We start from the raw sequence: 6,211 nt of genomic DNA on the forward strand, positions 1-6,211 counted from the left end.
CATTCAGACGCCTTCTTTGTGGACAGAATCTCTAAATTCTTATATTGACAATGTTTTGAAGGTATGTTTTCCACAGATATTAGCGTTATTGCTATATTGAAAGTAATAGTGACTTAGCTACCCATTTACAGAAATCAGGAGATGAGTTTAAGATGGAGATTATGCGGAAAATCGAGGGTGACGAAGGCAACGAGTTTTGACTTTACTGTGAAAAAATTTTAATGGACTTGTGAGTTGTCATTTATTGCTGTTCTTTAGATGTTAGATGCTTAGTAATCTTTTTTCTTTGATTCCAGTTATAATCTAGTGGATGTATTTCCAAATCTTTCGAGAAAAATAGGAGAAAGAAAATACATCGTACAAAATGTTTTTTCATTATTTAAATTTTATGAATCCACTTTTGGAAATTTGTATTTTGACTGGATTGAGACGCATTCACCAGCATCAAAATTAACAAAGTCACGTACTTATTCTGGCATTGTCAAGGTGGATGCAAAAGGTGAGCAAAAAAGTTTTATTTATAATTCCTTAATCCTTACCTTATCATTCAACAACGGTTCTTTAATTCTAACCAATCCTGAAAGGCATTCGAGTCTTTGATGATAAAGAGATATTTCACGTAAAAGTATCAGGTCCGCCATCATCGTTATCATCACAACATGCACATGCTGTCAACGATACAACGAAATCTATACATACTGACATCTTAAATCTCATTGCAATCCTACTTGATTACCTTCAAGTTCCCATAGAAATTGCAACTAGGATTAAAGTTTTTAGTTTGCAAGTAATTGGTAAATATCTTGTATTTATTTAAAAAAGGCATTCAAGCTAATAATTTTGTATTTTAATTTATTATTAAGAATATCGTATAACGTTATATTCACTCAATATGTTAAAAGATGGTACTTTTTTAACTTCTGAGCTATATTCTACCTTGTTGCCATTTTCACTTGATGCCATATCAAAATACAAGGGAATCTTTTATATGATGGCAATTTTTCACGTAAGTAAAATTGTGCATTCATAATGCTTATTGGTTTTTATTCACTCAAAGTTCTATGATTTTCAGGAAGAAATCACAGATCAAATTTCAATTATGAAAAACCTTGACTTCACAATCAATTATAATGAAGAAAGTACAGTTCAGGATGTATTAAAAATCCCAAAAGCTTTGAAGGATCTTCTAGAAAAATAATGTTGTAGCTAATACAAAATGAATTCAATCTAATAACGATAAGGGTACGACATGATATAAAAATGATTTTTTAGAATTGAGTTTCATGTATTGTATTGCATGTTAACGTGAAATACTGAAAAATAAAGGTTTATTTTTAAGAGACGGAGGTATTTGTAGATAATTTAGACAAGCTCCGCAGGATCGTGTGCTGCGCAGGGGATAATTTTATTAACGACATAAAATTTTCAATGTATTTCATTTAAAAAAGATTTGCTGAATATAGATGTTGAATCAAAACTTTAATATATTAAAAGATAGCGATAGCAATAGATTAAGAATGAATTTATAAATTTGAGGAAGAATTGAACGAGAAAACTTTTTTCAATGGTTCATAATAAAAATCAAAATAAATTATTGCTAATTTACATTAAACAACTATTCCTTGAGCAATTCTTTATCTTTAGAGTAAATCAACCCATTTTTTTTATTATTTGATTCAGAAAGATTAATTCATATAAATTTTTGTTTCTTGAATTAGGCATATTTCTTGCTATGCGTTGATAGATTTCACTATAAAACTCATTCTTTGCAGTATAAACTTTCTTACAGTCACTACCAAGACAGGCAACAACTTTACATGTCAAGTCAACAACTTGTTGTAAATCAAGATCACACCATCTCCCTCTATTATTCTCAACTATCCCATGTGCAACTTTGTGACGGACATCTTTAGTAAAATCATTTAGAAGTTCAATAGGATTGTCTTTATATTCACCATGGAATGCTGATTCGTTTAAAAAAATATTGATATCTTTGGTAATCAATTTTAGCATGCAAAGAACGTCAGTATTTTGTGGTTTCTGCTTAGCATCGAAATTTTTTATGGAAATTTTATCTTTGTACTTTATAAGGAAGTTATTAAGTGCTTCCTCTGCAAATACCAAGAAAGATTCTACTATTGCACCTTGCTCTGCTACGGAGAAAGAGTATAATTGCCGTGTATTTGCAATGGTATCTTCAATGTTTTTAGTATTATTGTTCAGAATCACATGGGTACTTTTGTTGGTAGAGCGTCCAATAATAGATGAATAAATATTTGTCTTTTTAATGGTTGCACCTGGGATTATTTTTTTTTTTTTTGTTGTTCCTTCTTTTGCTTTTGAAACCAATTGTGTACCGTAAAGTGGGCTTTGTTTTGTTGTTGAAAGACCAGGTCACTTTGTAGAATATTTTTGAGGGATTTTGAAATTGACTCACGGGTAACAAGTTTTATTGGGCAGGTTTGGTGTAAGGTATTTAAGGTTAAGCAAAGATTACTTTTGATATTTTGTGCAATAGTACCTGATAGTTGTAACCATTTGTTGAGTGATTTGGAGTCCATTTGAAAAGAATCTAAGTATGCCTAGAAATATTAAAAAATATCTATAAGAAAGAAAATTTCTGAGCAACTGGTCTTTATGTAACAAAATATTGCTACTTCGCCATTACTTGAATATTTGAAATATTCTCAATCATTTTATGTGAATTTCATTAAGAGTTTATTTTAGAACGCGATAATCATGATTCACTATTATTTCCATTCAAACCAAAAACTAAACTAAATAATGAATATGATGATTTAATTATGATTTAATTAATTAGTTTACAATAAGAGTATCATAGAAATCATAGTAATCATACAATCATATCGATATAACAACAATTAATACAATTATCGTTATGAACCGTTAGCCATAATAAATCACGAACTGCTGTATGAAGTTTGGAAACAAAAGGAGTCGCAACGGCGTCACAAATTTTCGCAATTTAATAATCGGCATAAGGCACTAAGAAATTATGATAGAAATTAACATATAAGGAAATATGGTGCATGATCTGGAACATTTAAGATTTTAAATAATTCTATCTTCCCATAATACAATAATAACTGAAAGTATGTTGTTCTCAAACAATAAATATGGAAATCAATAACAACAATTATTGCAAATATATTATTGTATGAACATTTTAACAATTAAATTATAAAATACATACATGAACAGTTCATTCTGATTTTTATGTTATGAAGATTTGTATAATATTCATAAATACCCGTGTATTAATTAATATTCTAAATATTTGAAAACGATATTAAGAAAAAATGAAATCAGATAATGATATGTGCTATAAGTGCAAAAAAAGTAAAAAATTGTGTAATTACAGAACAAAATGTGAAGTTTGTCTCTTACACGCATATACTGAACATATTCATTATTTATGCGCTAATTGCAATAAAAAGTTTACTATTACCGTAATAGTGGAAAATATGATAAGGTATAAATTCAATTTTTAGAATTTAATTAGCTTTTAAAAATACTTTTATTATAATAATACTTTAATAAAAATTTATAAGTTCATTGATTGAATGACTACTATTTATAAGAAAATTAAAACAATTTATAATAATTAACAATACAAATAATTAAAATTTTCTATATAATACTTTGTATGGATAAATAATATTTTATCATTTTAATAACAACGATAATGTTAAAGTATTATAATTTTAAAAACTTTAATATTGATTATGTTAAGAAAAATTATGATTAATGTAAATAGAAATTCAGCAATATTGGGAGAACGAAAATAATGAAGATCGATCATGGGAATTTATAGAAATTTTATCTCTAATAAAACGCACGTGGCTTATTTGAAAGGAAAATGACGGTAAATAATATTTTACTTTTAGCATGCAAATTTGATAAAATTAAAAGTTCTTGGTTATAAAAAATTAATGCTTTTTTATATAAGTTTTAATTGTATGAATCCCGGCTTTTGTCCCCATATAGGTATTACGCGCAATACAAATTACTTGGACCTTTGAGTTTTGAAACATTCAGCCCAAATTTCTGTTAAAATCACATCATAGTTCGGATAATTTACTAAATTTGCTAAAATATCCTTAAATTCTTTAGAATTATTAATTCGTTCAAAATTTTTAGCCATGAATTCCAAAACTGATTCTTTTAAATCTTCATATTTTGGAACTAAATCAAACATAATTTTTGATACATTCGAGATCTTCAATTCATCTAAAATCCGAATTTTTGCTCGTTCTCGAAGATCTGATAAAAGATATTGATCTGCCAATCGGAATAATTCTACAGTGATAGAATTATTATCTTTATCGGTCCATCTAACTTGATCTGTGTAAATATATTCAAGCATTGCTGAAAATGCAAATGTATCGTATTTAGAAATTTCAATATGATGCTTTATTTGACATGTTAATTTGTCATTATTTTGTGTTAAGTTATTATTATTTAATAATGATGTACTTGAATTTTCAACATCTACAATGTCAACATCATTGTCAAAGTTAAAATCGCTGCTTTCTTTTCGAACAGCCGTTGATTCAGACCATTGTTCCAATAAGATTTTCGTAAAATATTTGGATCTTTTAGAAAGTATTGAGCTACAAGCGTAAAATTTTTTATCTTGTACACTAAATTCTACATCGGCCGGCTGAAAATAAAATAATTGATCTTTCCATGCATCTATAAGATTTTTTGGAATAGGTTTAGGAGGATGATTTGCATATATCATATCGTCTTCTTTATATTTGATATTATCAAATATAACTCCAATCATTAATTCTCTATTTTGAAGTAATGATTTTTTAATTAATTTCGGATATCCATATCCTAAATTAAAAACTTAATAAATTTAACAAATTAAAATAGAAAAGTTAATTGTAATATTGAATATTTAAATAATACCTCCTCTAATACCAGTATCAGTAGGAACAAGAAGGCCATTATTAATAAGTTCATTGGTTTGATTATTATTTTTAACTTCTTTCAAAGATAATCTAAAAGATAATTTTGAACGTTCTCTCCAATTAATTTCATCTGGACTCGCAACTGGCTTTAGATAAAGTCCATAATAATCACTATCATCATCAAGTTGAAGAAATAATTGCCAAAACATTTTATTATCTGTGCTAAAAATAGGACTGTAATAACAATCATCTATTTCAAGTGGATTGGGTAAATTTATTTGATAGGTTAACTTTGATGTTGTTTGAAACATTTTTCTAAAAAAAAATGATTTATGATTCGAAAAAAGGTTTATTATTTATATAAAGAATATTCTCACTTCTCTATTACTATGATTCATATTGTTTGAGACATTTTTTTTAGCACATGGTTCTGACGTAATATTTACGCTTACTAAGTGTACTAACGCTAACCTTATGATCGTGATGACGCATGATATAATTAACAGCACAGTCTATTTGATTTCAAACTTTTATTTGATTAAAATATTAAGTGAATTCATTTGAAAGTGTTATACCATAAAAAAATTTATTTCAAAGATTATTGCATGAACAATCACGAACGTAGCTGGATAAAAATTGGATCGGATGTGCTATGAAAATCGACGAGAAATCGGCTACTTTATTATCTTTCGTAAACATTATTAGAAAGTAAGAGTGAAAAGTTTTATCTTCAAATTCTTCAAAAATTTTTAAGATTATTTTTAAGACGAAATTTCTTGGATATGAAAATCGTTAAATTTCAATATTAGAGCTCATTTGATGATAACATTTTGGCCAAAATTAACGTTAATTCTGGCTGAAATAATCGAATTTCCGATATTCATTCCGAAAAATTTGTAACACATAAATTTCACGTGATAAAATATTTGGTTATGAGATCGCGTTTTTGACCAATTATTTTAAAGGGGTAATTGGTAATTTTATTATAAAATACACAAGAACAGCATGAACAACTCTTAACATGTAAACATGACGGAACTTTTTAATGAATATATACAAAATTTAGACGGAAGCGTCAACACACTCTATAAGTATTATTTATTTAAAGCAATTAAAGGAGCTATTGATTTGAACAAACCTCTTAAAAAACTAAAGGAAGAAACTAATCTTGAATGGTCTCGTCGTTCCAAACAACGTGTTTTTTCAAAATATTTTAAGGGATGTATATATTTATTTAAATATTTATTGTGTCGAAAATCTATGATTTAGTC

At 27.3% G+C, this 6,211-nt stretch carries 2 protein-coding genes; both read right to left on the reverse strand.

Annotated features, from left to right (window positions below):
- Positions 1–1,650: 1,650 nt before the first annotated feature.
- A complete protein-coding gene (locus DMG62_21610) occupies positions 1,651–2,349 on the reverse strand; it encodes a hypothetical protein (protein ID PYY20851.1) in 699 nt (232 codons plus the stop codon).
- A 1,678-nt stretch (positions 2,350–4,027) separates the two neighbouring features.
- Positions 4,028–4,810 (reverse strand): hypothetical protein, encoded by a 783-nt coding sequence (locus DMG62_21615; GenBank protein PYY20852.1) that lies wholly within the window; start codon positions 4,808–4,810, stop codon positions 4,028–4,030.
- Positions 4,811–6,211: the final 1,401 nt, after the last annotated feature.

The sequence above is a fragment of the Acidobacteriota bacterium genome (assembly GCA_003225175.1).
GTDB lineage: Bacteria > Acidobacteriota > Terriglobia > Terriglobales > Acidobacteriaceae > Gp1-AA112.